The sequence below is a fragment of the Rhizobium sp. BR 250 genome, assembly GCF_047445855.1.
Classification (GTDB): domain Bacteria; phylum Pseudomonadota; class Alphaproteobacteria; order Rhizobiales; family Rhizobiaceae; genus Agrobacterium; species Agrobacterium tumefaciens_I.
On sequence record NZ_JARWKW010000004.1, the window covers coordinates 22,099 to 46,652 of the forward strand.

The window sequence follows — 24,554 nt, forward strand, 5'->3', positions numbered from 1 at the left end:
CCACATCTTTTTCCGTCGTTCCGGCTCAAGGCCGGAATGACGGGAGAAAAGCTTCAGGACAGGAAAAATCGGACCTGCCGCACTGACGCCCTTATCTAAAGTCGCCACCCCGCACGAATGGCGACCGGCAGCCGGTCCCCGACTGCAACCGCTTCACGCGAATAGGCCCGGAGCGCCTGCCCGTCTGGCAGATCGAGCCGCAGGGCATAACGCTCGCCCTCATAAAGAACCGAGGTAACGGTACAGGCAATTCCGTCCGCATCCCGCACCACATCCTGCGGCCGCACGAGAATATCCGCCTGCGGCAATTGCCTGCCGCCCTCCATCGCCGCCCGAAGCCCCGCCCAGTCGAGATCGCGCGATGCCCCTTCCGAGACCGGCAGGGTGAGGATCGCCCCCTGCCCCACCAGTGAACCGACCAGCCTGCCCTCCGGCCGCGCATAAAGCTCCGCCGGCGCAGCGACCTGCAGCAGCTTGCCCTGCGACATGACGGCGACATCGGTCGCCAGCGCCATGGCTTCCGCCTGATCATGGGTGACATAGATCATCGTCGCGCCGGAACGGGCGTGGAAATCGCGAAACGTCTCCTCCATCTCCTGCCGCAGATGCCGATCGAGATTGGCGAGCGGCTCATCGAGCAACACCACGTCAGGCTCGGTGACGAGGCAGCGGGCGAGCGCCACGCGCTGCCGCTGGCCACCGGACAATTCGGCAGGACGGCGGTCGGCGAAGCTCTCGAGACGGACGGCTGCAAGCGCCTGACGCACCTTTTCGCGGTATCTTTCGCCGGTAACGCCGCGCACCTTGAGAGGATAACCGGCATTGTCAGCAACCGACATATGCGGCCAGAGCGCATAAGACTGGAACACCATCGCCATGTTGCGCCGCTCCGGCGGCACCATGCTGCCGGCATCGGCCAGCACCCGCTCGCCAAGCAGGATGGAGCCATCGGTCGGCTGTTCGAAACCGGCGATCATGCGCAGCACTGTCGTCTTGCCGCAGCCGGAAGGCCCGAGCAGCGCCAGGAAACCACCGTCACGCACCGTCAGCGACACATCGTCGACGGCGGGCCGGGAACCCGCCCCGAAACTTTTCGACAAGCGGTTGAGGATCAGTTTCGCCAAGGGACGACTCCTTTCGGCAGATAGCGCCCCAGAATTTCGAGCAGCAGCATGAGGATAATGACCATGATGACGACGAGCACCGAAAGTGCGGAGGCGAGATCGAAACTGCCGCTGTCATCGAGATTGTAGATGAGGACGCCGAGCGTCTGCGTGCCGGCGGACCAGAGGAGCGCGGAGACCGTCAGCTCATTGCAAGCGATCAGGAAAACCAGAATGACGGACGCGCCCGCTGCAGGCCCGACCAGCGGCAGGATGATATCCTTCAGCCGCCGCCAGAAGCCGGCGCCGGAGAGCCTTGCTGCCTCTTCCAGCGACGGATCGAATTGCAGGAAAGCGCTGACCATGGGTTTGAGGCTGACGGCGAAGAAGGAGGAAAAATAGGCGAGCAATATGATCCAGATCGTACCGTAGAGCGTCACGCCCAGCAGCGGAATGGGGGCAGCAAAGAGCAGCACGAAGGAAACGGAAATCACCACGCCCGGCAGCGCATAGGGAATATCCACCAGCGCCGAGAGCAGGAACATGAAGCGGCTCTTGCCGCGCACCAGAAAGTAAGCCGTCAGCACCGTCACCGCCAGCAGGCAAAGCGAGGTCGCCGTCGCCAGAAACAGCGAATTGCGGAAGGCCGTACGGGTCACACTCTGCCGGTAAAGCAACTCCTCATAGGCATGCAGCGTCGCGGTCTTGAGGCTGAGCGGCACGCCATAGGCGGGAGCGAGCGAACTTGCCACCAGTGCCGTCAATGGCGCCATCAGCATGAAGAACAGCACGAGCCACAGGGCAAGCTCCGCCGGCACCCGCCACCGCGCCAGCCCGAAAGTCGCCGCCTTGCCGGAAAGTCCGATGATGCGATAATCCCTGCCCTTCATCGCCCGTTCCTGCAGCGCCAGCCCGGCCACGGAAATGATGGCGATCATGGTGGAGAGAATGGCGATGTCGCCGAAGGTGCTGGTGCCGAAACTGGCAAAACGGCTGTAGATCAGCGTCGGCAGGGTAAAGATCGAGGCCGGAATGCCGAGGATCGCCGGTATGCCAAAATTGCCGACATTGGAGACAAAGGAGATCGCCGCACCGGCAATCAATCCGGGCGTCGATAGCGGCAGGATGATATCGAACAGCACGCGGCGTGGTGAAGCACCGGAAAGCTTGGCGGCCTCGATGCCGTCCTGCGGCAAGGCCAGCAGGCCGGCGCGCAGCGACAGATAGACGAGCGGCGCGTGCTGCACACCGAGCAACAACGCGAGGCCGGCAATGGAATAAAGCGGCTGCGGCGATCCCATCGCCGGCGCAAGGCCGATCGCCTTCAAAAGCGTACTCGATGGGCCGGTCATGCCAATCCACGACAGCGCCGTCACCTGCGGCGGGATCATCATCGGCAGCATGAACAGGAAGCTCAAAATCGACTTGCCGCGAATATCACAAAGCGTCAGTGCAAGCGCAAAGGCGCCGCCGATGCCGAGTGAAATCAGCATGCCGGAAAACGAGGTGGAGAGCGTGTTCAGCGCCGCATCCCAGAGAGCGGGATCGGCCAGAAGCCGCCATATGTCACCATTCAGTGATGAGATGATGCCGGTATAGGCGAGCCGGCCGAGCGGCAGGGCGCTGAGTGCAAAAACGACACTCACCACAAAAGGAAACAGCCAGCGCGGCTGGCTGCTTCCATAAGCCTTGGAACGGGTCATTCCGCTATATCAGCCCTTGGAGCCGAAGATATCGGAGAAGGTCTTGAGGTCCTGTTCGGAGTTCTTCAGCGCATCGGCAGCGCTGAGCGGCAGAACCTTGATCTTGTCGCGGGCTGGGAAACCTTCCGGCATGCCGGCGTCTGCACGCACGGGGATGTAACCGAGCTTGACGAAGCCCTGCTGGCCCTTTTCCGAAAGCACGTAGTCAACGAACTTCTTGGCGGCTTCCTCGTGCTTGGTGCCCTTGATGATCGCAACCGGCTCGGTGACGGCCGAAACGCCTTCTTCCGGGAAGACGAACTCGACCGGCGCGCCCTTGGCCTTTTCGCGGATCGGCATGTAATCGACAACGACGCCATAGGCCTTCTCGCCGGATGCGACGGACTTCAGAACCGCACCGTTGCCGCCACCGGCAATGGCTTCGTTGGCCTTCAGCTGCTTGTAATAATCCCAGCCGAGGCCGTTTGCGGCGGCGAGCGTCTGCGCGTGGATCAGCGCCGCACCCGAGGTGAGCGGGCTTGGCATGGTCACGAGACCCTTGGCTTCCGCCTTGGCCAGATCCTTCCAGCTCGTCGGCTTCATCGCGGCGGCGGTGTTGTACATGATGCCGGTCGTGATGAGCTTGGTGGAGTAATAATAACCGTCCGCATCATAAAGCGAGGCATCGATATTCTTGGCTTCGGCAGACTTGTGGGCGAGAAGCTGGCCGGCCTGCTTCATGCGCTCCAGCGTCACCGTATCGGCGATCAGAAGCACGTCGGCAACCGGATTGCCGGCATTGATTTCGGCCATCAGCTTGGCCATGATCTTCGGCGTTCCGTCACGCACCCATTCGACTTCAAGGCCCGGATTGGCGGCCTTGAAACCATCAACGGTCGCCTGCGCGTCCTCGTTCGGCTGGCTGGTGTAAAGCACCAGATCGGCGGCATTGGCGGCGGTGGCGATGAAGCCGAGCGATACGATGGCGGTGAAAGCGGAGAGCAGCGTTTTCATGGGTCCAGTCCCTGTTGTTCGGTGGGACCGCTAAAACATGATTGCATAACATGTATGTGACAGGCAGGATTTTTGAGGGATGATCTCTTGGGGGCCGTTGGGATTGAGAACTCCCTTGGCACTTGCAGCTTACCCCCTCTGCCCTGCCGGGCATCTTCCCCTCAAGGGGGGAGATTGGCAAGAGGCTCTGCTTTCACTTCATTTGCAGACGCCGAGATGGGCGAGACCTAACCACGAGTCGATCTCCCCCCTTGAGGGGGAGATGTCCGGCAGGACAGAGGGGGGTAAAGCCACACCCTCCCCCGCCACGGGAAAGCTCCTCAAATCGCCGCGATCGCCTCGCTCGTTTCCGCCTGCGCCCTCGTGATCAACCGGCCAAGTCGCTTCATGCCTTCCTCGATCATCGCCTCATTGGCGCAGGAGAAGCTGATGCGCAGCGTATTCGTACCCGAACCATCCGCAAAGAAAGCGCGGCCGGGAACGAAGGCTACCTTTTCCGTCGCGATGGATTTTGCCAGAAGTGCGGCCCCATCCATACCCTCAGGCAGCGTGACCCAGATGAACATGCCGCCTTCCGGCTTGGTCCAGCTGGTGGTCTTCGGCATGTACTTCTCAAGCGCGGCCAGCATCGCATCACGCCGTGCGCTGTAGGCTGCCTTGATCTTGGCGACTTGGCTGTCGAAGCCGCGCGAGGCCACGCGTTCGATGGCGATCTGGTTGATGGTGGAGGAATGCAGATCGGCCGCCTGCTTCATCAGCACCAGCTTGCGGATAACCGGTGCGGAAGCAACGATGTAACCGACGCGAAGGCCGGGTGCCAGCGTCTTGGAGAAGCTACCGCAATAGATGGTGCGGGTGTTCTCGATGCCGCCGGAGCGGGCAATATCGAGCGCCATGATCGGCGGCACCGCTTCGCCATCGTAACGCAGCGACTGATAGGCGGCGTCTTCGATAACGGCGATATCCAGCTCGTCGGCCAGCGCCAGAACCTTTTCGCGGCCAGCCAGATCGACGGTTTCGCCAGTCGGATTGGAGAAATCGGCCGAGAGATAGGCAAACTTCACCGCGCCGCCGAGCTTGGCGGCTGTTTCGCGGTAAGCCTCGGGCGTGCGGTTGCCGCCGGGGTTCAGCTGGTCGTAATTCGGCTCATAGGCGTTGAAGGCGGAAAGCGCGCCGAGATAGGTCGGCCAGGTGACCAGCGCCGTATCCTTCGGCGACAGGAACAGCTTGCCGAGATAATCGAGACCCTGCTGCGAACCGGAAACGATGAAGACGTTGTCGGCGGTGCATTCGATGCCGATCTTGTCCATCTCGCCCGCCAGCCATTCGCGCAGCGGCTTGTAACCCTCGCTCACCGAATATTGCAGGGCGGCGTTGACCTGCGCGCCGGAAAAAATTTCCGCATAAGCCTGCTGGAACTCCTCTGCGGGGAAGAGAGCCGGATCCGGAATACCGCCGGCAAAGGAGATGATATCGGGCTGTTCGAGCAGCTTCAGCAGCTCGCGGATTTCAGACGCTTTCATGCGCGAAGAGCGCGTGGCGAAAATTTGTTCCCAATTAAGCATGGGTACGTTTCCTCTTGTGTCGTTTTTATGCGTGCATCTTTACAGAAATGTCGATATGTCAGCAATACTGACTTATCAGTTTTTCGAATTATTTCTGCCTCCCTGCACGGTGTCCGCCACAGCCCCACATTCGCGGCCGTTTTTGCGGACAAAGCCAGATACACCCTCTGAGAAGGCTTAACAATCTTCCGTTTGCGATTGACGCCGCGCGCTTTTCCGGCTGGATTGCGCGCCGGTGCCGCGGACGGCATGACGATGATGGGAGTTAGAAGACATGTTGAAAAATATCGACCCGGCGCTGAATGCCGATGTTCTGCACGCGCTGCGCGCCATGGGTCACGGTGATACGCTGGTGATATCCGACACCAATTTCCCGTCCGATTCGGTTGCCCGGCACACGGCTGTCGGCAAGGTGCTGCATATCGACAATGTCTCGGCGGCCCGCGCGATGAAGGCGATCCTCTCGGTGCTGCCGCTCGACACCCCGCTGCAGCCTTCGGTCGGCCGCATGGAAGTGATGGGTGCGCCCGATCAGCTGGAACCGGTGCAGGCCGAAGTGCAGAAGGAAATCGACGCGGCCGAGGGAAAATCAGCCCCCATGTATGGCATCGAACGCTTCGCCTTCTACGAAAAAGCCAAGCAGGCCTATTGCGTCATCACGACTGGAGAGACGCGCTTCTACGGCTGCTTCCTGCTGACCAAGGGCGTCATCCCGCCGAAGTGAGCGGTTACTGGTAATGGAAGCGGCACTGGATGATTTCCAGCCTCTGCTCGCTTCCGGACCCGGATACACGATAGACAAACCGATGCTCGGCGGTAATCCGCCGAGACCAATATCCTGCCATATCGCCCTTCAGGGGCTCCGGTTTTCCAAGCCCTGCAAAGGGCGTGCGTTTGGCATTTCGGATAAGGTCGTTTATTTTCTCGACCATGCGGGCATCGGTTCTTTGCCAGAACTCATAATCGTCCCATGAACTTAGCGTCCAGACGAGCTTCATTCTTCGGTCGGATCCCGCTCGACGGTATCACCCCGCTCAAGTTCGTCCATGGATGCGCGAAGCCGTGAGGCATTTGCCGGGTTGGACAAGAGATGCAGCGTTTCCTGCATGCTCTCATATTCCCCTTCGGCGAGCACGACCACCGCCTCTTTGCCCTGCCGCGTGACAAGCAATGGCGCGCGGGTTTCCAGCACCCGGTCGAAATGGGTCGCGAAGTTCTGCCGGAACTCGGTAAATCGCACATTCGCCATGAGAATTGCCTTTCCGCAAACATGTACAGATTTATGTACGTACAAAAAATAGTGAGTCAAGACATATCGGTGCGACCGTCAATGAAAAAGGCCGGAGCTTTCGCCCCGGCCTCCATATCTTCCACCAAGCAATGAAGCTTAGTTGACGGCCTTGTCGACCAGCTTGTTCTTGCCGATCCAGGGCATCATGCCGCGCAGCTTGGCGCCGACTTCTTCGATCTGGTGGGCGTCGTTGTTACGGCGAATGCCCTTGAAGCGGGCGGCGCCGGCCTTCCATTCCTGCATCCACTCGGAGGTGAACTTGCCGGTCTGGATGTCGTGCAGGACGCGCTTCATTTCAGCCTTGGTGTCGGCGGTGATGATGCGCGGACCGGTGACGTATTCGCCCCACTCGGCCGTGTTGGAGATCGAGTAGTTCATGTTGGCGATGCCGCCTTCATAGATCAGGTCGACGATCAGCTTCACTTCGTGCAGGCACTCGAAATAGGCCATTTCCGGAGCGTAACCGGCTTCGACCAGCGTTTCGAAACCAGCGCGGATCAGTTCGACGAGACCGCCGCACAGAACGACCTGTTCGCCGAAGAGGTCGGTTTCGCACTCTTCCTTGAAGTTGGTTTCGATGATGCCCGAACGGCCGCCGCCAACGCCGCAGGCGTAGGAGAGAGCGAGTTCAAGCGCGTTGCCGGAAGCGTTCTGGTGAACGGCAACGAGGCAGGGAACGCCGCCGCCCTTCTGGTATTCGCCGCGAACCGTATGGCCGGGGCCCTTCGGTGCGATCATGACGACGTCGAGCGAAGCCTTCGGCTCGATAAGGCCGAAGTGAACGTTGAGGCCGTGTGCGAAGGCGATCGCTGCGCCATCACGGATGTTGCCGGCGATGTCGGCCTTGTAGATGTCGGCCTGCAGTTCGTCAGGCGTTGCCATCATGATGAGGTCGCCCCACTTGGCGGCTTCGGCAACGGTCATGACCTTGAAGCCATCGGCTTCGGCCTTCTTGACGGTCGGCGAACCGGCCTTGAGTGCAATGGCGACGTTCTTGGCGCCGGAATCCTTGAGGTTCAGCGCATGGGCGCGGCCCTGGGAACCGTAACCGACGATGACGACATTCTTGGACTTGATGAGATTGAGATCGGCATCACGATCATAATAAACGCGCATTTTATGGTCCTTCCCTAATGCTTGTCTCTCGGTTGTCTGAACCGGAAACTCAGGCGGGCTTGCCGCTGAGTTCCGAATGTACCTTTTCCGTCCCGTAGAGCGTCAGAAAGGCGACGACCGCCTTCTTTGCCCGGGCGGAAAAATCCTTGTCCGGCGCCTCGCCCAGCAGCATGCGCACATGCAGATCCGAAACGATGAGGCCGTAAAAACTGCGATACGCCTCTTCGGCGTCATCGAAACGCAGGTAGCCGGAACGGCGACCCGCCTCGATCAGTCCGCGGGCGCGGCGATCGATCTGGCGGCGGCCGCGTTCCAGCAGCAGATCGCCAAGCTTCGAACCATCCCGGCTCGCCTGCCCGATGGCCAGACGATTGAGCGCCAGCGACACATCGCCCGCCAGCACGTCCAGCAGATCATGCGCGAAAACCTCGAGGTGATCGGCAAGCTGCGGCGCAGAAACACGGTCACCCGCCTTCTCGAAGGTGCGGACCTTGCTCTGCTGGAAGGTGATCATCGCCGCCAGCAGGCCGTCGCGATCACCGAACCACTTGTAGAGGCTTTCCTTCGAACAGTTGGCGGCGCGCGCCAGCCCGGATGTGGTGAGCGCTTTCTCGCCGCCCTCGACCAAAAGACGCAATGCCTGATCCAGAACGGCGTTCTGGCGCGGCGAAAATTCCTGCGCTGTGATCGGGTCGGAAGCCAAGTCTTTTCCACTCCAGGGGCTTGATTAATGTACCGTACGGTACGGTTCGAGCGCCATTTAAGCGGAGGCAGCTTGGGCGTCAAGCGGATTCTTTAAAGGGAGATGAGAATTGACGCGGTGCGGCGTATTGGGGATGGAAGCGTGGTAGGGTTCTTTAGGCGGTTGTGCGTTGATAACGGAGCGATGGCGCGTGGGGCTTACCCCCCTCTGCCCTGCCGGGCATCTCCCCCACAGGTGGGGAGATCGATATGCCGCTACGCTTCGCCCATCTCGAGGACAGAGAATGAAGCAGGGCCAAAGCTGCTTGCCGATCTCCCTCCTTGTGGGGGAGATGCCCGGCAGGGCAGAGGGGGGTAAGCCCCACGCGCCACCGCTCCGCCTTGAATGGACATCTACCCCGCCGCCATCTCACGCGATGCATCCACATCACGCGACGGCGACAGTCCATAAAACCGGCTATATTCACGGCTGAACTGCGACGGGCTCTGGTAACCGACACGATGTCCGGCGGTACCCGCATCCAGCCGCTCCGCAAGCATCAGCCGACGCGCCTCATGCAGGCGCAGCTGCTTCTGATATTGAACCGGCGTCATGGCCGTGATCGTCTTGAAATGATGGTGGAAGGACGAGACGCTCATGCCGATCTGCTCAGCCAGCTCTTCGATACGCAATTGGCGCGCAAAATTCTCGCGCAACCAGGCGATGGCGCGGGCGATGCGATTGCCATGGCTGCCTGCCGCGATGATGTTCATCAGCTGCCCGCCGGCCGGTCCGGTCAGGATGCGATAAAGGATTTCCTGCTCGATCAGCGGTGCCATGGCGGCAATGTCGGCTGGACGATCGAGCAAGCGCAGAAGCCGGATGGCCGCATCGAGAAGCTCCGGTGTGGCCTTGTTAACGACGATGCCGCGCTGCCCATTCGCCGGCTCCGAAGGTGGATCGATCGGTACGCGGCTCATAAGATCGAGCAGCTTTTCACTGTCTATGGCAAGGGCGATGCAGAAGTGCGGCACCTCCCTGCTCGCCTCCACCACCCGCCAGGCAACCGGCAGGTCAAGCGAGGTCAGGAGATAGTCACCGGCACCGTAATTGATGGTGTCCGTGCCCAACTGAACGCTTTTCGAGCCCTGGATCACGAGTGCGAGAGAGGGACGGTAGCTGCCGTGGCACGGCGCGCTGGGTATCGTGCGCCGACTGATGCCGAGGGATTCGATCGCCGTGCGCACCTCACCGTCCTGGGTGGCGTGCCGCGCGGCGATGGAAGCGATCTCCTGATAGACATTGAACGGCAAGGACATGAGGGAAAATCCCCTGGCTGAAGGAAGAGACATATTGGATGTCTCTTATCTAGAAGGCCGCCCGCCATCCGCAAAGAGCACGCGGGTATTTTTTGCAGGATCGTGCAAGAAGCTCGGAGGATCGCTCTAACGCCCCTTGACGCTTCCATTGCATATTCCGCCGTCCCCAACTCCCGAAAGGATATTCAGATGGCTATTGCAAGAGGTTACGCTGCGACCGACGCGTCGAAGCCGCTTACCCCGTTCACCTTCGAACGCCGCGAGCCGAATGATGACGACGTCGTCATCGATATCAAATATGCCGGCATCTGCCACTCGGACATCCACACCGTCCGCAACGAATGGCACAATGCCGTTTACCCGATCGTGCCAGGCCACGAAATCGCCGGTGTCGTGCGGGCCGTCGGCTCCAAGGTCACCCGGTTCAAGGTCGGCGACCATGTCGGCGTCGGCTGCTTCGTCGATTCCTGCGTCGGCTGCGCCACGCGCGATGTCGATAACGAGCAGTACCTGCCGGGCCTCGTGCAGACCTACAATTCAGTAGAGCGCGATGGCAAGACCGCGACGCAGGGCGGTTATTCCGACCATATCGTCATCAGGGAAGACTACGTCCTGTCCATCCCGGACAATCTTCCGCTCGATGCCTCCGCGCCGCTTCTCTGCGCCGGCATTACGCTCTATTCGCCGCTGCGCCACTGGAATGCCGGCCCCGGCAAGAAGGTCGCGATCCTCGGCATGGGTGGCCTTGGCCATATGGGCGTGAAGATCGGCTCGGCCATGGGCGCTGATATCACCGTTCTCTCGCAGTCCCTGTCGAAGAAGGAAGACGGCCTCAAGCTCGGCGCGAAGGAATATTACGCCACCAGCGACGCCTCGACCTTCGAGAAGCTCGCCGGCACCTTCGACCTGATCCTGTGCACCGTTTCGGCTGAAATCGACTGGAACGCCTATCTCAACCTGCTCAAGGTCAATGGCACGATGGTTCTGCTTGGCGTGCCGGAACATGCGATCCCGGTTCATGCTTTCTCGGTCATTCCCGGCCGCCGTTCGCTCGCCGGTTCGATGATCGGTTCGATCAAGGAAACCCAGGAAATGCTGGATTTCTGCGGCAAGCACGACATCGTTTCGGAAATCGAAAAGATCGACATCAAGGACGTCAACGAAGCCTATGAGCGCGTGCTGAAGAGCGACGTGCGTTACCGCTTCGTCATCGACATGGCCTCGCTCGACGCCTGATACGCGCAGAGACGACCAAATAAACGAGGGCGGGAAGCCATGCTTCCCGCCCTTTTCTTTGTTACTTCAGGCCTCGTCCTTCAGCGTCTCTTTCTGGGTAATCAGCCGCGCGCTGTGCTGGCCGCTCAGATAAATCCACAGCCAGCTCCACGCCACGGCCAGCCGCGAGCGCGTTCCGATCAGAAAGTAGATATGGGCAAGCCCCCATATCCACCACGCCAGCACGCCCTTCAGCTTGAACCGACCAAAATCGATCACCGCCGCGCGTTTGCCGATGGTGGCGAGATTACCCTGATGGCTGTAGCGGAAGGGTGCCGGCGACGGCTTGCCCTCCAGCCGCGCCTTGATGACCTTCGCCACATAAGCGCCCTGCTGCTTTGCCGCGGGCGCGATGCCCGGCACCGGCTTGCCGTTTTCCTGATTGACGGCGGCGGTATCGCCGATGACGAAGATATCAGCATCGTCTTCGAGATGAAGCTGCGGCCCGACGATGACACGCCCGGCCCTGTCGCCGGCGGCATTCAGCCACTTCGCGGCGGGAGAGGCCTGCACACCGGCGGCCCAGACGACGGTGCGGCAGGGATAATAGCTCTCACCCACCGTCACACCCTCATCGTTGCAGGCCGTCACCGGCGTGCCGAGCAGAACCTCGACGCCAAGCTTCTCAAGCGCTTCTTTGGCATAGGTCGAAAGATCCTCCGTAAAGACCGGCAGGACACGAGGCCCGGCCTCAACAAGCAGAACACGGGTCTTTGTGGTATCGACATTGCGAAATTCCGCCGGTAGCACCTTGTTGGCCAGTTCGGCGATCATGCCCGCCATTTCCACGCCCGTCGGGCCCGCGCCGATGATGACGAAGGTGAGAAGCGCCTGCCGTTCCTCTTCACTGGTGGCGAGTTCGGCTCTTTCAAAGGCGAGAAGCAGGCGGCGGCGGATCGTCGTTGCATCTTCCAGCGTCTTGAGGCCGGGTGCGGAACGCTCCCACTCGTCGCGGCCGAAATAGGCGTGGCGCGCGCCAGTGGCCAGTACCAGCGTATCAAAGCCGATGCTCTCGCCGGTGTTGAGATGCACGGTTCTCGCCACCCGGTCCACACCGGTCACCTCCGCAAGCAGGGTCGTCACCTCCTTGCGGTCGCGGTAAAGATGGCGGATCGGCCAGGCGATTTCGGATGTCGCCAGCGCCGTCGTCGCAACCTGATACAGCAGGGGCTGAAACAGGTGATGATTGCGACGATCGATCAATGTGATGCGGACAGGGGCCCCCTCCAGCCCGTGAACCAGTTGCAAACCGCCGAAGCCTCCACCCACGACGACAACATGATGTTCTTGCATATGTCTCTGCCTTCCAAAGCTCGCGCACGGAGCATGCGCAAGGCAGAGCATAGGCGAAAAAATTGACTTTGGTTATGAATTAGGCTGACCGCAGGCCTGACAAAAACGCCGGACTGTTTCAGCCATGCCATACTCAAGCGCATCTGCCGTCAGCCCGTGCCCGATCGAGACTTCGGCAAGATTGGGAATACGTTTCATCAGCCTGGGCAGGTTCGCCACCGTCAGATCATGGCCGGCATTGACCGCAAGCCCGAGTGCGGCGGCATGATCCGCCGTCTGCCCCAGCTGCTCGACAAGCACGTCAGCCTTTTGCGGATCGTCAAAACAGCCACCATAAGGGCCGGTATAAAGCTCGATGCGGGCAGCCCCCGTCTCGGCTGCCAGTTCCACGGGCTCGCGTTCCCCGTCGCCATCGGCAAACAGCGAAACGCGCATGCCGCCGGCCTTCAGGCGTCCAACGACGTCCTTCAGGAAAACGGCATGTTTGCGGAAATCCCAGCCATGGTCGGAGGTCGCCTGCGACGGATCATCCGGCACCAGCGTCACCTGTTCCGGCTGCGTCTTTTCACAAAGGACCAGAAAATCCTCGGTCGGATAACCTTCGATGTTGAATTCCGCGCCGGGGAAACGGTCATCGATCAGCGCCCGCAGCACCGGCAGGTCCGAAAAGCGGATGTGGCGCTGGTCGGGCCGAGGGTGTACAGTCAGCCCGCTTGCACCCGCCGAGAGCGCAATTTGCCCGAAATGCGCGACATCCGGCCAGGGAAGATCGCGGCGGTTGCGTAACATGGCAATTGCGTTCAAATTGACGGAAAGTTTTGCAGGCATGGCATCGGAGCTCCGGTTCGGAATTGACACCTTGTTTCACGCAGGTTGACGCCGACCGCAAGGAGGCCGATAAAATTTTTTAAAGGTGCGGGAACGAAAGCAGGCAATACACGTTATGGTTTTTTTGCTGCGTTTGGCATGATGTCTAGATCAGAAGACAGGCCCGTGACAGGGGAACAAGTAACGGATGCCATAAAAAGCAGGCACACTGTCAAAAAGCGTGAAGGGGGAGACGATGCAGGATGGCAGGATGCCGTTTGAACACGGCGACGAGGACAAACCCAATCTAAGGATCAGCAGCTTTCTACCGGATGTGAGCCTGCCTTCCTCCCTGCCCGCCGAACCGGTCCCCATCGCTGACATGGCCAATATCTTCGGGGTAACCCACCGAACACTGCATTTTTACGAGGAAAAGGCGCTGCTGACCTCGAAGCGTATCGGCCAGATGCGCGTTTATAGCCACCGCAACGTCCAGCGCATGGCTGTCATCAACGTCTGTCGCGAAGTGGGCATTTCCGTCGCCGCGATTACCGAGATCATGGAAAAACTCGTCCGTTCGCTTTCGCAGGAAGAGGCGGACGACATATTCCACGCCGCCCTGCGGCAGCGGAAGAGGGAATTGACCGCCGAGCTTTCCACGCTCCAGCGCCAGGCCCAGCAGATCGAGGAATTGCTGGTGACGGAGACGGATGCGGACGGCATGGATGGCAGCGAACGAGCGCCGGCAAAGGACATCGCCCTCACCGACACAGAACGCAAATGCCTGGAACTGATGGCGGAGGGTTATGCGCCGGTGCGGCTTGCCCGTGCCCTTGGCCTTTCAGGCGGCGATCTCAACATCCTCGAGGCAAAGATCATAGGCAAGTTCAACGCCAGCAACCGCTTTCAGGCGGTCGCCAAGGCGGTTCTGCTGGGCGTTATCCGCGCCTGATCAACGAACGATCGTCAGGGTTTCCGCCGCGCGGGTGATGGCGGTGTAAAGCCACCTTTCGCGGGAATCCCGGAAGGCATAGCTCTCGTCGAAGAGAACCACATTGTTCCATTGCGAACCCTGCGCCTTGTGCACGGTCAGCGCATAACCGAAATCGAACTCGTCGTAGCGCTTGCGGGTCGACCACGGAATTTCGGTCTCCACATCCTCGAAGGCCGCCTTCAGCAATTTGATCTTGGCCGCGCCGCGATCCATATCGTCATCTTCGGGCCGGATCATCAGGTTGATACCGGGCTTCACCGTCTCGCGCGAAGAACTCATCACCTGCCACAATGAGCCGTTGAGCAGGCCCTTGGCCGGATCGTTCCGCAGGCAGACCAGCTTGTCGCCGGACTGCGGATAATCGGCGGAGAAACCCTTCAGCTCGCGAAGCCGCTGATTATAGCGGCGGCGGGTGCGATTGGTGCCGACCAGCACCTGGTCGGCATCGAGCACCAGCGACTGCGTCACTTCGGATTTGGAAATCACCTGTGCGGAGCCATAGTCGCCGCGCATGATCTCGCGGCCTTCGCGCACATCCATGGCCAGATGGATGATGGGATTGTCCTTGGCCTGGCGGTGAATTTCCGACAGCAGATAGTCTGGCTCCTGCTCGGTGAAGAAGCCACCACCCGAAACCGGTGGCAGCTGCCCCGGATCGCCAAGCACGAGGATCGGCGTGCCGAAGCTCATCAGATCCTTGCCGAGCTGCTCGTCCACCATCGAACATTCATCGATGATGATCAGCGCCGCCTTGGCGAGCGGGCTCTGGCGGTTGATGGAGAACATCGGCGCGATCGAGGTCTTGCCGGTTTCCTCGTCTTCGACAGTTTCTTCGCCGCGCGGGCGGTAGATCAGCGAATGGATAGTGCGGGCATTGGTTGCCCCGCGCGAACGCAGCACCTGCGCGGCCTTGCCGGTGAAGGCCGCAAACAGCACCTCGCCATCGACATTTTCCGCAAAATGCTTGGCAAGCGTCGTCTTGCCGGTTCCGGCATAACCGAACAGCCGGAAAACCGGCGTCCGGCCTTCCTTCAGCCAGCGAGAAACAGCCTTGAGCGCTTCGTCCTGTTGCGGTGAAAATAACATGCGCCCTCATCGCAGGATTCGAGCCTGATGCGCAACAGAAAAAGAACGAAAGATGAATCGCCGGGTGAGAATGCGGCAATAAAACACGGCTGGTTTTTAAACCGCGGCAGCTATCATGCCGCGCATGAAGATATTGATTCTCGGCGCATCAGGTTTCATCGGCTCGGAGGTCGTGCGCGGCCTTCACGGCAGAGGCCACGTCGTCACCGGGCTGGCACGTTCCGTTACACGCGCCACAGACAAATGGCCCTTCGCGAACTGGGTTTCCGCCGATCTCGCCCGCATGACACGCGCATCGGACTGGGACGCGCTGGTCAGGGATCACGATGCCATCGTCAATTGCGCCGGCGCGCTTCAGGACGGCCTGTCGGACGATCTGGCGGCGACACAGGAAAAAGCCATGCTGGCGCTTTACGAGGCGGCGGCAAAGGCGGGCGGCAGGATTCTGATCCAGATATCGGCCCGTACGGCGGGAACCGCAGCCGACCTGCCCTTCCTCGCCACCAAACGCCGCGCCGATGAGGCACTTACTGCAAGCGGCCTGCCCTACGTCATCTTCCGCCCCGCCCTTGTTGTCGGCCGCAATGCCCATGGCGGCACGGCGCTGGTGCGCGCGCTTGCCGGCTTTCCCCTCATGCTGCCACTCGTCAATGGCGCAATGCCGGTTCGAACGGTCGCGGTCGAGGATGTGGCGGCGGCCGTCTGCGCGGCCATCGATGGTGAAATTCCGCCGGGTAGCGATCTCGAGCTCGCCGCGGAAGAAACGCTGACATTGCAGGACGTCGTCACCACGCACCGGCAATGGCTTGGCCTGCCCACCGCTCCCGTTATCAACCTTCCGGCGGCCCTCATGCGCCCTGTCAGTCTGATGGCGGATGCCGCAGGCGCGCTGGGCTGGCGCTCGCCTCTCCGTTCAACCGCCATGACGGTCATGTCGGAAGGCATCGTCACGGAGGGTGAGGCGCGATCAGGGACGACATCGCTCAAGAGCCTGAAACAGACGCTGGCCGCCCACCCCTCCGGCGTGCAGGACCTGTGGTTTGCCAGATCCTATTTCCTGAAACCCATCGTCATTCTCTGCTTATCGTTATTCTGGCTGTTATCCGGCCTCGTGCCGCTGCTGAACATCAATGGAGCAGCGGCGCATTTTCTGCCCTTCATGCCCCAAGCTTCGGCCATCGCCCTCACGCTCGCCACCTGCCTCATCGATATAGCCCTTGGCGTCACCGTCCTGCTGCGACCACTCGCCAGAAAGGCGCTCATCGGCATGCTGCTGGTCAGCGGCGCCTATCTGACGGGTGGCACTCTGCTGGAGCCGGGCCTGTGGCTCGATCCGCTCGGGCCCCTCGTCAAGGTTCTGCCTTCCCTCGCCCTGACCCTTGTTGCCCTCGCCACCCTGGATGAACGCTGATGACGCTTGAGGACCTGTTGCGGCTTGCGCATGTCATCGGCGCAACGGTGCTGTTCGGCACCGGCGCGGGCATCGCCTTCTTCATGGTCATGGCGCGGCGAACGGCAAACCCGGCGCTGATCGCGCATGTCGCGGGTACGGTCGTCATCGCCGACACGATCTTCACCGCGACGGCCGCAATCATCCAACCGGTGACCGGCTATTTTCTCGCACGCATCATCGGCTGGCCGCTCAGCGAAGGCTGGATCGCCCTTTCGCTTGGCCTTTATGTCTTCACCGGCATTTTCTGGCTGCCGGTCGTCTGGATCCAGATTCGGCTGCGGGATATCGCCCGTGATTGCGCCGCCAAGGGACAAGACCTGCCGGCGCAATGGTTCCGCCTTTACCGCATCTGGTTCGTCTGCGGTTTCCCCGCCTTCTTCGCCGTTCTCGGCATCATCTGGCTGATGCTCAACAAGCCGGATATTCCCCTGTTCGGCTGACTGCATGACGGCGGTCAGGGACGGGGTGAGTGGAGGATCGGAAATCAGCCGCTGATATGCGGGCCGAATGGCGCGCCATTCTCGCCGTTACAGGTCTCGAAAGCGCCACCGGGATAAAGCGCCATTTTTTCTGTCGAGACGGGAATAAATCACCGGGCAACGGTGTCTCTTGATGTGTTGGCGGCTTGAGCCCGCCCGAACCAAGGAGGATATGTCCATGAAGATCCGCTTTATCGTTCCCGCCCTCGTTCTGGCGTTTGCCGGAACGGCCTATGCCGCGCCTGCGGTCGAAACGGTCAAGACTGACAAAGGCGATGTGCTGGCGGGCGAAAAAGGCATGACGCTCTACACTTTCAAGAACGACAAGAAGGGCGTATCCAATTGTTACGACAAATGCGCGGTGAACTGGCCGCCGTTTTTCGCAGCCGCCAGTGACAAGGCCGAGGGCGCCTATTCCCTCGTGAAGCGCAAGGACGGCAAGATGCAGTGGGCGAAGGACGGCATGCCGCTCTATTATTGGGTCAAGGATACCAAGAAGGGCGATGCCACCGGCGACGGCGTGAACGGTGTATGGGATGCCGCAAAACCATGATGGCATGAATGACGACAAGCGGGGGAGCCATTCCCCCGCAGCCGGCAGCTTCGAAGCGGAGATGCTGGCGCTGATACCCATGCTGCGCCGTTATTCCCGCAGCCTTTCCCGCTCCGACGCCGATGGCGAGGACCTTCTGCAGGACTGCGTGGAGAAGGCACTTGCCAATAAAAGGCAATGGCGCGGAACGGGTTTGAAAACATGGGCTTACACGATAATGACGAATCTTTATCGCAACCGCCACCGCGCCGAGAAACGTCATCCGTCCGAAAGCCTCGACGGCCATGAGACCATCGCCGTCACGGATACGCTCTCCGATACGCTGGAGAACGACCGGCTGCACGGTGCGCTGGCACTTCTTTCACCGGATATGCGGGCGGTGCTGATGCTGGTGACGGTGGAAGGTTACAGCTATCAGGAGGCGGCCGCGACCTTGTCGATCCCGCTCGGTACCGTCATGTCCAGACTGTCCCGCGCCCGCGAAACCCTTCGCCAGCATCTGGCGGCGGACAATATCATACCCCTGCGGAGACCACGATGAAACGGCCCGATGCCATAACCGAAGACGATCTGCACGCCTATGTCGACGGGCTTCTCTCCGACGATGATCGCGCGGCTGTCGAGGCCTGGCTGGCTGAAAGACCGGAAGACCAGAGCCGGGTGGAGGCCTGGAAAAAACAGGCTGACATTCTGCGTAATGCCTTTGCCTCCTATGCCGCCGCGCATCCCCATGACGCATCGATGCTCGGCCCGCAGAAGAGGGATCGCACATGGCGGCTGAAACCGGCTCTCCTGCAAACGGCGGCGGCCTTGCTGATCTTCGTTGCGGGCGGTGCAGCCGGCAGGCTGCTGCCCACGTCCTTTTCCACGCCGCAGGACGTGACCCTGGCATCACTGACAACGGATATTCCCGCACAGGCGAAATCCGCCTATCTCATCTATGCAAGCGAGGTGCGCCATCCCGTCGAAGTCGGCGCCGGCGAACAGCAGCATCTTGCGACATGGCTCGGCAAGCGGCTGGGTTATCCCTTCGCCATCCCTGATCTCTCGAAGATCGGATATGACCTCGTCGGCGGTCGGCTCATTCCCGTCAGTGGCAAGCCGGGCGCGATGCTGATGTATCAGGACAAGACCGGTCGCCGGGTGACGGTGCTGATCGGCCATAACGAGGAAAACCGCACCACCAGCTTCCGCATGGCGAGCGCCGACGGCATCGAGACCTTCTACTGGATCGACAACGAACTGGGTTATGCCGTTTCCGCCGAACTGACGCGGGACGAAGTGCAGGCAATCGCCGAAGAATGTTACCGGCAGTTTCCGACATAGAGTGTCGGACTGAAAAGTATGACCACGATGCACGGGCAAGGATTTTTCGTAGCCACCTATCTCTTTCCCCATTCCTGCGCTCGTCACTGGAATGAGGGAAAGAGAACGCCTACTTCAGCATGGGCCAGAGGCTGATGACCAGCAGCACGGCCATGCTGATGTTGAACCATTTGAGCCGGACGGGTACCGACAGCCAATCCCGAAGGGCGGAGCCGAAGCCCGCCCAGGTGGAAACGCTGGGAAGATTGACGGCGGCAAAGGCCAGGCCGACGACGAGAACGGTGAGGAAATATTGCCTCATCCGTATAGGTCGCCATCGCCGTCACCGCCATCACCCAGGCCTTGGGATTGACCCATTGAAAGGCGGCAGCGGCAAGGAAACTCATCGGCTCGGATGCGGCCGAACCTTCGCCGAGGCTGCGCGACGTCGCGATCTTCCAAGCAATCCAGACGAGATAGAGCCCACCCGCGAATTTCAGCCCCGTATAAAGCGCAGGCACGGAATGCAGCAATGCACCAAGGCCAAACCCCACCCCGATCAGCAGCGACAGAAACCCGACGCCAATGCCCAGCATATGCGGGATGGTGCGGCGGAAACCGAAATTCACACCGGAAGCAAACAGCATCATATTGTTGGGGCCGGGCGTGATGGAGGTGGTGAAGGCAAACAGCACCAGCGCGGCGAAGGTTTCGATGGTCATGATCTCTCCTTGAGCACAAACCCTATCCGCCGCCCGGCCATCGAACCATCCCGACGCACCGATGGGCGAGGTCAAATTTTTTGATGGATCAATCGTTTCCACCGTGGGTTTGAGAAGTCGGCACAAAGGACTATTGTCCAATCGACAATCGCTGGAGCAAAACCATGCATGAGGATATTCCTTCCGTCACCCTGCCCTCCGGAAAAGAGGTGCCAGCCCTCGGCCTTGGCACCTGGAACATGGGCGAGACGAGATCATCGGCGAGCCATGAGGTTGAAAGCATCCGCAAGGCGATCGATCTCGGCATGACATTGATCGACACGGCGGAAATGTATGCCGATGGCCGCTCGGAAGAGGTGGTCGGCACGGCAATCGCCGGCCGCCGCGACGAGGTGTTTCTGGTCAGCAAGGTCTATCCGTGGAATGCCGGCGCGAGAGGCACGGCGGAGGCCTGCGAGCGCAGCCTTGCACGGCTCGGCACCGACCATATCGATCTCTATCTGTTGCACTGGCGTGGCGAGCACCCGCTTGCGGAAACCGTGGCTGCCTTCGAAAGGCTGAAGAGCGACGGCAAGATCGGCAACTGGGGTGTCTCCAATTTCGATACTGACGACATGGAGGAGCTTTTCGCCGTTCCCGAAGGTAAAAACTGCGCCGCCAATCAGGTGCTTTATAACCTCTCCCGGCGCGGACCGGAATTTTCCCTTCTGCCCTGGTGCCAGGAGCACGGCGTGCCGCTAATGGCCTATTCCCCCATCGAGCAGGGTCGTATCCTGAAGAACCACGAACTCATCCGCATCGCCAAGGCCTATCAGGCAACCCCGGCGCAGCTGGCTCTGGCCTTTCTTTTGGACAGAGATGGAGTCATCGCCATTCCGAAATCCGCCAGCGTATCCCGTATCGAGGAAAATCGCGGCGCCACCGATCTTGAAATAACCGAGGAAGACTGGACCGCCCTCGACGTCGCCTTCCCGCCGCCGACGCGCAAGACGGCTTTGGAAATGCTCTGACGGAACAGGACGTTAAGAGACATTTCGGAATCAGGCGCTGAAGCGGTTGAATCCGAATGTGAGAAACGACCGCCATCGGAATCACGATAACGGCGCGGCAAGCCGCGCCGTCGGTCAGATAGCCAGTGGCGGTTTCATGACGGTATGCGGGGCTCGTATTCCTCCTTCAGCGCCAGCCATGTATCCCAGAAAGGTCCCGGTTCCTTTTCCTGAAGGCGGGCAGCAAGAATATCGAGATGCACGTGCCAGCCGGCGCTGACATTGAGCCTGGTTGTCCGCTCGGCCAGCCGGCGGTGAATGAGCGTCAGAAGCACTTCCTTGCCTAGAGCCTGAAGCTCGATCGACACCTCCGCCCCCTCGCCCCAGGTGAAGACGAGCCGATGCGGCGGAATAACGGTGATGATGCGCGAGGCCATCCGGTGTTCTTCGGAAAAACCTTCCGGGCGATGGCCCGGCGGATCGGAAAGCTCGTCGTTGCGCCAGACCAGTTCGAAGGGCGCATCGGGCGCAAGCCGCATTTCGCCGGAAGCCAGCCAGCGGCGGCGAAGCTCGCTTTGGGTCAGATAGGCCCAGACCCGCTCGATCGGTCCGGGCAACAGCCGCTCGATCTTCAGGGTCGTGGGCTCGACGAGACGGCCATAGGTGTCAGGCATTGCGATATCAGCCATTGTCATTTCCTCCATCTGCAGGGATTTTTCCCTGATCTTCCTCCCTGAGCATCTGCTCAAGAATATCGAGGCGATTGCCCCAGAACCGCCGGTAGAAATCCAGCCATTCATGCGCCTCTGCCAACGGCTCCGGCGCAAGGCGGCAGACATGGGTTCGCCCCCTCACCTCACGGTGGATAAGCCCCGCATTTTCCAGCGCCTTGATGTGTTTCGAGGCCGCGGCAAGCGATATGTCGAAGGGTTGAGCCAACTGGCTCACCGTGCGTTCGCCACGGGAAAGATCACGCAGCATCGTGCGTCGCGTTGCGTCACCAAGGGCATGAAAGACGGTGTCGAGATGTGAAACGGATAATTCAACCATGTTGTTGAATATAACTCGCCGTCGCGGAATGTCAACCATATGGTTGAATATTGATCCCAGGTGGATTCCATAAAAAAACCCGCGGCGAACCGCGGGCTTTATTGAAGGTTACGCTTTGGAGGCGGAGATTACATCCCCTGCGAACCGCGGTTCATGGCGGCAATGCCCGTGCGGCAGATTTCGATCAGGCCGAGCGGTTTGATGATCGCCACGAACTGGTCGATCTTGGATGACTTGCCGGTGATCTCGAAGATGAAATGCTCCACCGTCGCATCCACCACCTTGGCCTGAAACGCATCGGCAAGGCGCAGCGCTTCGGCGCGGACTTCGCCCGTTCCGGCAACCTTGATGAGCGCCACTTCGCGCTCGATCGGCCGCTCCTGCCCCAGTTCGCGGGCGCGAACGGTGAGATCGAGAACCCGGTGCACGGGCACGATACGTTCCAGCTGCGCCTTGATCTGCTCCAGCACGATCGGCGTGCCGCGCGTCACGATGGTGATGCGCGACAGATGCGCCTCATGTTCAGTTTCCGAAACCGTCAGGCTTTCGATGTTGTAGCCACGGCCGGAAAACAGGCCGATGACCCGGGCGAGAACGCCCGGTTCGTTGCTGACGAGAACCGACAGCGTGTGATTTTCAACGGCAGCCGTTTCCTTCTGGATGAAATAGGCCGAGCCGGTGGGTTGTAGGTGTGCGTTCATGTCCTTTTCCTCTCCCGGCTCAGACTAGCTGACGGCCCTTGGCGTCAATGGCGTTGGCAACAGCTTCATCCGTCGCCTCATCCGGCAACAGCATCTCGTTATGGGCTTTACCAGACGGGATCATCGGGAAGCAATTGGCAAGATTGGCGACACGGCAATCGAAGATGACCGGCTTGTTGACGGCGATCATCTCGGCGATTTTGTCGTCCAGTTCCTTCGGATCGTCGCAATACATGCCGACCGCGCCATAGGCTTCCGCCAGCTTGACGAAGTCGGGCATGGCTTCCGTATAGGAGTTGGACAGGCGGTTGCCGTGCAGCAGCTGCTGCCACTGCCGCACCATGCCCATATACTGGTTGTTGAGGATGAAGATCTTCACCGGCAGACCGTACTGGATGGCGCAGGACATTTCCTGGATGCACATCTGGATCGAGGCATCACCGGCAATGTCGATGACCAGTGCTTCCGGATGCGCAACCTGCACGCCGATCGCTGCCGGCAGGCCATAACCCATGGTGCCGAGGCCACCCGAGGTCATCCAGTGGTTCGGCTCCTCGAAGCCAAAGAACTGCGCCGCCCACATCTGGTGCTGGCCAACTTCGGTGGTGATGTAGGTGTCGCGTCCCTTCGAGGCCTCATAAAGCCGCTGCAATGCATATTGCGGCATGATGACATCGTTGGAGTTCTTGTAGGCGAAGGAATTACGGGCGCGCCAGCGCTCGATCTGCAACCACCAGTCGGCCGTCTGTGCTTTTTCCGGCTTCTTCGGCAGAGCGCGCCACAGGCGAACCATATCTTCCAGAACATGGCTGACATCACCGATAACAGGAACGTCGACACGAACGGTCTTGTTGATCGAGGACGGGTCGATGTCGATGTGGATCTTCTTGGAATTCGGCGAAAACGCATTGATGCGACCGGTAATACGGTCGTCGAAACGCGCGCCGACGCAGACCATGACATCGCAATCATGCATCGTCATATTGGCTTCGTAAGAACCGTGCATGCCCAGCATGCCGAGCCAGTTCTTGCCCAAAGCCGGATAGGCGCCCAGACCCATCAGCGTCGAAGTGATCGGGAAGCCGGTCAGCTCGACCAGTTCGCGCAGCAGGCGGGTTGCCTCCGGGCCGGAATTGATAACGCCGCCGCCGGTATAGAAGACGGGCTTTTTCGCCTTCGACATCAGCTCGATGGCGGCGTGAATCGCGTTGAGATCGCCCTGGACCTTCGGCTTGTAGCTCTTCTGCTGGATGGCAGCGGAAGGCGGCGTGTAGGTACCGGTGGCGAACTGGATGTCCTTCGGAATATCAACGACGACGGGACCGGGACGGCCGGTCTGCGCAATACGGAAGGCCTCATGGATGATGCCGGCCAGCTCGTTGACGTCCTTGACCAGCCAGTTGTGCTTGGTGCAGGGGCGTGTGATGCCGACGGTGTCACATTCCTGGAACGCGTCGGAACCGATCAGCGATGTCGGAACCTGGCCGGACAGGCAGACGAGCGGAATGGAATCCATCAGCGCATCCTGCAGCGGGGTGACCGCATTCGTCGCGCCGGGACCGGAGGTGACGAGCATCACGCCGACCTTGCCGGTGGAGCGGGCATAACCTTCAGCCGCGTGGCCGGCGCCCTGCTCATGGCGCACGAGAATGTGCTGGATGTCTTCCTGCTGGAAAATCTCGTCATAGATCGGAAGTACGGCACCGCCCGGATAACCGAAGATGTGCTCGACGCCATTGTCCTTCAGCGCCTGCAGAACGATCTCCGCACCTGTCATGCGATTGCTGTTTTCCGTATTGTCCTTATCCGTCATTGCCTGTTTCCATCCCGCTTTGGCTTTGGATATCGAGGAGCCCGAGGGCCTGTTTGAAGACATAAAAAAAGGCCCCTAGAGGAGCCTCGTTCAGCGCATGGGTGCTTTCGCCGGATGGTTACACCATCCTGCCCATGCGCCGTCCCACCACGATAAGTACGTTAAGATTTTTCATGGGCCGGAGTGTTAGCTACAAAAGCCCCAGCCGTCAACGCATATTGCAGGAAAAAATCCGCCCGGCCTTCTTTTATTACTCGAAAGG

General features: G+C 60.3%; 25 protein-coding genes and 1 pseudogene. 9 read left to right on the forward strand and 17 right to left on the reverse strand.

Annotated elements, in window-relative coordinates:
• Nucleotides 1-95: 95 nt before the first annotated feature.
• The 4 genes from QD336_RS07525 to QD336_RS07540 all read right to left on the reverse strand — a co-directional run bounded on the left by QD336_RS07525 (nucleotide 96) and on the right by QD336_RS07540 (nucleotide 5,364).
• Nucleotides 96-1,124 (reverse strand): ABC transporter ATP-binding protein, encoded by a 1,029-nt coding sequence (locus QD336_RS07525; protein ID WP_269340782.1) that lies wholly within the window; start codon nucleotides 1,122-1,124, stop codon nucleotides 96-98.
• A complete protein-coding gene (locus QD336_RS07530) occupies nucleotides 1,112-2,806 on the reverse strand; it encodes an ABC transporter permease (RefSeq protein WP_499170065.1) in 1,695 nt (564 codons plus the stop codon). Before QD336_RS07530 ends, QD336_RS07525 begins: the two co-directional genes overlap by 13 nt.
• Before the next feature lie 9 nt (nucleotides 2,807-2,815).
• Nucleotides 2,816-3,799 carry an ABC transporter substrate-binding protein gene (locus QD336_RS07535; RefSeq protein WP_499170066.1) on the reverse strand — a complete coding sequence of 328 codons (984 nt, stop codon included), beginning with the start codon at nucleotides 3,797-3,799 and terminating at the stop codon, nucleotides 2,816-2,818.
• Nucleotides 3,800-4,119: 320 nt separating this feature from the next.
• Nucleotides 4,120-5,364: an aminotransferase-like domain-containing protein gene (locus QD336_RS07540; RefSeq protein ID WP_499170068.1), complete on the reverse strand. Its 1,245-nt coding sequence runs from the start codon at nucleotides 5,362-5,364 to the stop codon at nucleotides 4,120-4,122.
• A gap of 274 nt (nucleotides 5,365-5,638) precedes the next feature.
• Here QD336_RS07540 and QD336_RS07545 point away from each other — a divergent pair, with 274 nt between their 5' ends.
• Nucleotides 5,639-6,088: an RbsD/FucU family protein gene (locus tag QD336_RS07545; RefSeq protein ID WP_209087637.1), complete on the forward strand. Its 450-nt coding sequence runs from the start codon at nucleotides 5,639-5,641 to the stop codon at nucleotides 6,086-6,088.
• A gap of 4 nt (nucleotides 6,089-6,092) precedes the next feature.
• On the opposite strand, the gene QD336_RS07550 is transcribed toward QD336_RS07545, so the two are convergent.
• From QD336_RS07550 to QD336_RS07570, 5 genes are all read right to left on the reverse strand, one after another.
• Nucleotides 6,093-6,362, reverse strand: coding sequence for a Txe/YoeB family addiction module toxin (locus tag QD336_RS07550; RefSeq protein ID WP_174008824.1), 270 nt, complete (start codon nucleotides 6,360-6,362; stop codon nucleotides 6,093-6,095).
• Nucleotides 6,359-6,613 carry a type II toxin-antitoxin system Phd/YefM family antitoxin gene (locus QD336_RS07555; RefSeq protein ID WP_269340771.1) on the reverse strand — a complete coding sequence of 85 codons (255 nt, stop codon included), beginning with the start codon at nucleotides 6,611-6,613 and terminating at the stop codon, nucleotides 6,359-6,361. Before QD336_RS07555 ends, QD336_RS07550 begins: the two co-directional genes overlap by 4 nt.
• Before the next feature lie 138 nt (nucleotides 6,614-6,751).
• Nucleotides 6,752-7,771, reverse strand: coding sequence for a ketol-acid reductoisomerase (ilvC, locus tag QD336_RS07560; protein WP_269340770.1), 1,020 nt, complete (start codon nucleotides 7,769-7,771; stop codon nucleotides 6,752-6,754).
• A 49-nt stretch (nucleotides 7,772-7,820) separates the two neighbouring features.
• Complete coding sequence (locus QD336_RS07565) at nucleotides 7,821-8,474, reverse strand: TetR/AcrR family transcriptional regulator (RefSeq protein WP_003507581.1); 654 nt, start codon at nucleotides 8,472-8,474, stop codon at nucleotides 7,821-7,823.
• A gap of 392 nt (nucleotides 8,475-8,866) precedes the next feature.
• Complete coding sequence (locus QD336_RS07570; protein ID WP_499170070.1) at nucleotides 8,867-9,772, reverse strand: AraC family transcriptional regulator; 906 nt, start codon at nucleotides 9,770-9,772, stop codon at nucleotides 8,867-8,869.
• Nucleotides 9,773-9,961: 189 nt separating this feature from the next.
• On the opposite strand from QD336_RS07570, the gene QD336_RS07575 reads away from it, so the two are divergent.
• Nucleotides 9,962-11,008: an NAD(P)-dependent alcohol dehydrogenase gene (locus tag QD336_RS07575; RefSeq protein ID WP_499170071.1), complete on the forward strand. Its 1,047-nt coding sequence runs from the start codon at nucleotides 9,962-9,964 to the stop codon at nucleotides 11,006-11,008.
• Between the two features lie 66 nt (nucleotides 11,009-11,074).
• Here the strand turns inward: QD336_RS07575 and QD336_RS07580 are convergent, their stop codons facing one another.
• The gene (locus QD336_RS07580; protein WP_499170072.1) at nucleotides 11,075-12,340 is read right to left on the reverse strand and encodes an NAD(P)/FAD-dependent oxidoreductase; all 1,266 of its coding nucleotides are present in this window, start codon (nucleotides 12,338-12,340) and stop codon (nucleotides 11,075-11,077) included.
• Nucleotides 12,341-12,412: 72 nt separating this feature from the next.
• The gene (locus tag QD336_RS07585) at nucleotides 12,413-13,168 is read right to left on the reverse strand and encodes a pyridoxine 5'-phosphate synthase (protein ID WP_499170073.1); all 756 of its coding nucleotides are present in this window, start codon (nucleotides 13,166-13,168) and stop codon (nucleotides 12,413-12,415) included.
• Between the two features lie 235 nt (nucleotides 13,169-13,403).
• Between QD336_RS07585 and QD336_RS07590 the strand changes: the two genes are divergently transcribed.
• Nucleotides 13,404-14,099 carry a MerR family transcriptional regulator gene (locus QD336_RS07590; protein ID WP_499170074.1) on the forward strand — a complete coding sequence of 232 codons (696 nt, stop codon included), beginning with the start codon at nucleotides 13,404-13,406 and terminating at the stop codon, nucleotides 14,097-14,099.
• Here the strand turns inward: QD336_RS07590 and QD336_RS07595 are convergent, their stop codons facing one another.
• Nucleotides 14,100-15,227 (reverse strand): ATP-dependent DNA helicase, encoded by a 1,128-nt coding sequence (locus QD336_RS07595; protein ID WP_269709379.1) that lies wholly within the window; start codon nucleotides 15,225-15,227, stop codon nucleotides 14,100-14,102.
• 124 nt (nucleotides 15,228-15,351) lie between these two features.
• Between QD336_RS07595 and QD336_RS07600 the strand changes: the two genes are divergently transcribed.
• The 5 genes from QD336_RS07600 to QD336_RS07620 all read left to right on the forward strand — a co-directional run bounded on the left by QD336_RS07600 (nucleotide 15,352) and on the right by QD336_RS07620 (nucleotide 19,038).
• Nucleotides 15,352-16,638, forward strand: a complete 1,287-nt coding sequence (locus QD336_RS07600; protein WP_499170075.1) for an SDR family oxidoreductase — start codon at nucleotides 15,352-15,354, stop codon at nucleotides 16,636-16,638.
• Nucleotides 16,638-17,120, forward strand: coding sequence for a DUF2269 family protein (locus tag QD336_RS07605; protein WP_499170076.1), 483 nt, complete (start codon nucleotides 16,638-16,640; stop codon nucleotides 17,118-17,120). The genes QD336_RS07600 and QD336_RS07605 overlap by 1 nt, the downstream gene beginning before the upstream one ends.
• A gap of 211 nt (nucleotides 17,121-17,331) precedes the next feature.
• A complete protein-coding gene (locus tag QD336_RS07610; protein WP_499170077.1) occupies nucleotides 17,332-17,712 on the forward strand; it encodes a COG4315 family predicted lipoprotein in 381 nt (126 codons plus the stop codon).
• On the forward strand, nucleotides 17,696-18,253 hold the full coding sequence (locus tag QD336_RS07615; protein WP_499170078.1) for an RNA polymerase sigma factor: 558 nt from the start codon (nucleotides 17,696-17,698) through the stop codon (nucleotides 18,251-18,253). Before QD336_RS07610 ends, QD336_RS07615 begins: the two co-directional genes overlap by 17 nt.
• Nucleotides 18,250-19,038, forward strand: a complete 789-nt coding sequence (locus QD336_RS07620) for an anti-sigma factor family protein (RefSeq protein WP_269340758.1) — start codon at nucleotides 18,250-18,252, stop codon at nucleotides 19,036-19,038. Before QD336_RS07615 ends, QD336_RS07620 begins: the two co-directional genes overlap by 4 nt.
• Before the next feature lie 109 nt (nucleotides 19,039-19,147).
• Here QD336_RS07620 and QD336_RS07625 read toward each other — a convergent pair.
• Nucleotides 19,148-19,739: pseudogene (locus tag QD336_RS07625) on the reverse strand (LysE family translocator).
• A gap of 164 nt (nucleotides 19,740-19,903) precedes the next feature.
• Between QD336_RS07625 and QD336_RS07630 the strand changes: the two are divergent.
• Nucleotides 19,904-20,749, forward strand: coding sequence for an aldo/keto reductase (locus QD336_RS07630; RefSeq protein ID WP_499170080.1), 846 nt, complete (start codon nucleotides 19,904-19,906; stop codon nucleotides 20,747-20,749).
• A 134-nt stretch (nucleotides 20,750-20,883) separates the two neighbouring features.
• On the opposite strand, the gene QD336_RS07635 is transcribed toward QD336_RS07630, so the two are convergent.
• The 4 genes from QD336_RS07635 to QD336_RS07650 all read right to left on the reverse strand — a co-directional run bounded on the left by QD336_RS07635 (nucleotide 20,884) and on the right by QD336_RS07650 (nucleotide 24,292).
• The gene (locus QD336_RS07635) at nucleotides 20,884-21,417 is read right to left on the reverse strand and encodes an SRPBCC family protein (protein ID WP_499170081.1); all 534 of its coding nucleotides are present in this window, start codon (nucleotides 21,415-21,417) and stop codon (nucleotides 20,884-20,886) included.
• On the reverse strand, nucleotides 21,410-21,778 hold the full coding sequence (locus QD336_RS07640) for an ArsR/SmtB family transcription factor (RefSeq protein WP_499170082.1): 369 nt from the start codon (nucleotides 21,776-21,778) through the stop codon (nucleotides 21,410-21,412). The genes QD336_RS07635 and QD336_RS07640 overlap by 8 nt, the downstream gene beginning before the upstream one ends.
• Before the next feature lie 128 nt (nucleotides 21,779-21,906).
• Nucleotides 21,907-22,479, reverse strand: coding sequence for an acetolactate synthase small subunit (gene ilvN / locus QD336_RS07645; RefSeq protein ID WP_003507555.1), 573 nt, complete (start codon nucleotides 22,477-22,479; stop codon nucleotides 21,907-21,909).
• Between the two features lie 19 nt (nucleotides 22,480-22,498).
• On the reverse strand, nucleotides 22,499-24,292 hold the full coding sequence (locus tag QD336_RS07650; protein ID WP_499170084.1) for an acetolactate synthase 3 large subunit: 1,794 nt from the start codon (nucleotides 24,290-24,292) through the stop codon (nucleotides 22,499-22,501).
• Nucleotides 24,293-24,554: the final 262 nt, after the last annotated feature.

Bases quoted from the DNA above. Each gene is read 5' to 3' on its own strand.
- QD336_RS07530 (WP_499170065.1), bottom strand. From the start codon at position 2,806: ATGACCCGTTCCAAGGCTTATGGAAGCAGCCAGCCGCGCTGGCTGTTT.
- QD336_RS07535 (WP_499170066.1), bottom strand. From the start codon at position 3,799: ATGAAAACGCTGCTCTCCGCTTTCACCGCCATCGTATCGCTCGGCTTC.
- QD336_RS07540 (WP_499170068.1), bottom strand. From the start codon at position 5,364: ATGCTTAATTGGGAACAAATTTTCGCCACGCGCTCTTCGCGCATGAAA.
- QD336_RS07545 (WP_209087637.1), top strand. From the start codon at position 5,639: ATGTTGAAAAATATCGACCCGGCGCTGAATGCCGATGTTCTGCACGCG.
- QD336_RS07550 (WP_174008824.1), bottom strand. From the start codon at position 6,362: ATGAAGCTCGTCTGGACGCTAAGTTCATGGGACGATTATGAGTTCTGG.
- QD336_RS07555 (WP_269340771.1), bottom strand. From the start codon at position 6,613: ATGGCGAATGTGCGATTTACCGAGTTCCGGCAGAACTTCGCGACCCAT.
- ilvC (WP_269340770.1), bottom strand. From the start codon at position 7,771: ATGCGCGTTTATTATGATCGTGATGCCGATCTCAATCTCATCAAGTCC.
- QD336_RS07570 (WP_499170070.1), bottom strand. From the start codon at position 9,772: ATGTCCTTGCCGTTCAATGTCTATCAGGAGATCGCTTCCATCGCCGCG.
- QD336_RS07575 (WP_499170071.1), top strand. From the start codon at position 9,962: ATGGCTATTGCAAGAGGTTACGCTGCGACCGACGCGTCGAAGCCGCTT.
- QD336_RS07580 (WP_499170072.1), bottom strand. From the start codon at position 12,340: ATGCAAGAACATCATGTTGTCGTCGTGGGTGGAGGCTTCGGCGGTTTG.
- QD336_RS07585 (WP_499170073.1), bottom strand. From the start codon at position 13,168: ATGCCTGCAAAACTTTCCGTCAATTTGAACGCAATTGCCATGTTACGC.
- QD336_RS07590 (WP_499170074.1), top strand. From the start codon at position 13,404: ATGCAGGATGGCAGGATGCCGTTTGAACACGGCGACGAGGACAAACCC.
- QD336_RS07595 (WP_269709379.1), bottom strand. From the start codon at position 15,227: ATGTTATTTTCACCGCAACAGGACGAAGCGCTCAAGGCTGTTTCTCGC.
- QD336_RS07600 (WP_499170075.1), top strand. From the start codon at position 15,352: ATGAAGATATTGATTCTCGGCGCATCAGGTTTCATCGGCTCGGAGGTC.
- QD336_RS07605 (WP_499170076.1), top strand. From the start codon at position 16,638: ATGACGCTTGAGGACCTGTTGCGGCTTGCGCATGTCATCGGCGCAACG.
- QD336_RS07610 (WP_499170077.1), top strand. From the start codon at position 17,332: ATGTCCATGAAGATCCGCTTTATCGTTCCCGCCCTCGTTCTGGCGTTT.
- QD336_RS07615 (WP_499170078.1), top strand. From the start codon at position 17,696: ATGCCGCAAAACCATGATGGCATGAATGACGACAAGCGGGGGAGCCAT.
- QD336_RS07620 (WP_269340758.1), top strand. From the start codon at position 18,250: ATGAAACGGCCCGATGCCATAACCGAAGACGATCTGCACGCCTATGTC.
- QD336_RS07630 (WP_499170080.1), top strand. From the start codon at position 19,904: ATGCATGAGGATATTCCTTCCGTCACCCTGCCCTCCGGAAAAGAGGTG.
- QD336_RS07635 (WP_499170081.1), bottom strand. From the start codon at position 21,417: ATGGCTGATATCGCAATGCCTGACACCTATGGCCGTCTCGTCGAGCCC.
- QD336_RS07640 (WP_499170082.1), bottom strand. From the start codon at position 21,778: ATGGTTGAATTATCCGTTTCACATCTCGACACCGTCTTTCATGCCCTT.
- ilvN (WP_003507555.1), bottom strand. From the start codon at position 22,479: ATGAACGCACACCTACAACCCACCGGCTCGGCCTATTTCATCCAGAAG.
- QD336_RS07650 (WP_499170084.1), bottom strand. From the start codon at position 24,292: ATGACGGATAAGGACAATACGGAAAACAGCAATCGCATGACAGGTGCG.